Source organism: Argonema antarcticum A004/B2, from assembly GCF_023333585.1.
Classification (GTDB): domain Bacteria; phylum Cyanobacteriota; class Cyanobacteriia; order Cyanobacteriales; family Aerosakkonemataceae; genus Argonema; species Argonema antarcticum.
Genome location: NZ_JAIQZN010000243.1, coordinates 1 through 1,146, shown reverse-complemented (window position 1 = coordinate 1,146; position 1,146 = coordinate 1). Strand labels below are relative to the sequence as shown.

1 protein-coding gene is annotated in these 1,146 nt (G+C 35.1%); it reads right to left on the bottom strand.

The genetic code is table 11. The features are described from left to right. Positions 1-352 precede the first annotated feature (352 nt). A partial coding sequence (locus LAY57_RS35635) for an IS1634 family transposase (protein WP_249072249.1) occupies positions 353-1,146 on the bottom strand: 794 nt, incomplete at its 5' end.

The window sequence follows — 1,146 nt, the reverse complement described above, 5'->3', positions numbered from 1 at the left end:
AACCCACATTCCGCACCCGCAACTGTCACAATCGGAAATTACGGAGAAAAAAAGGCTAAGCAAGAGTAAAAAGAGACATCTTCAGTCAAAAAAGACATTTGAGTAGCCATAAATAATCCAAAATGGGATCAAAACCTATTCTCAATAAGTAGCAATAAGAAACATTTGCAGATCTCTAGTTGTTTGATAAATAAATGATGATCTTGAATGTTTAAATAATCAGTTAACCTAATATATATTCATGGACTACCTGGATTTTTGACTCAACAAATGAGAGCTATTAATTCAAGTAACTAGCTCTTGGTGCTCAACATAATGAATTACTTGTCAAATCAAATAAATAGAAAAAGAATTAGGTGTTTAATTTATAATAACGAAGACAATCATCTGGTAATAAATTCAGGATAAAATTTCTATGTTCATTCCAATTAGAAACATGAAGTTCTTGATTTAATAGAACTAAATGAATAGATTGAAAACATTGAAATATCCACCTTAAAGTGGGACGGTCAGTAGCTTTACCCAACTGATTTTTAATCGTAGACTTAGATTCAGATAAAGCGGCTCGTAATTGTCTTTGAGCCAGTGTATAGACCAGTAAGCATAGACCCATAATCATAGCTAATGATTCAATTCTTTCTGGACTTTTCAGAAAGATACTATCCGCAAAGAATAATGGATCTTTCAGAAAGCCAAATCCCCGCTCACAACACTGTTGAGCTTTATATTCTTTGAGCATTGAATCATTGCTGAGTACAGTTGAGTCTAAAACATTTGTGGCAATAATGAAACGTCCAGCACTCAGAACATCGGCGTTAATTTTAGCTTCATTCCGGCAAACTGTAGCCCAGATAGAGTAAGCTTTTTCTGGTGGATTACCTGGTTTATTCATGGTAATTTCAGTAACTTTACTCGACTCTATCTGATGATATTTAAACGTTTTCGACAGTTTGGCTAAAGCCTTGATTGCATCAGCTTCACAAGCAAATTTCTCTTTCGATAACTTGTTAATTTCTTTGACAGCCTTCTCCTGGGCTTTCTCAATTTTTTGGGAGAGTTTACGCGAGTCTGATTCCTTCCTATCTTCACTCTCTACCACCAACCATCTTTGCTCTATCCCCGCATAAGTTATGGTTGTTTCTCTGA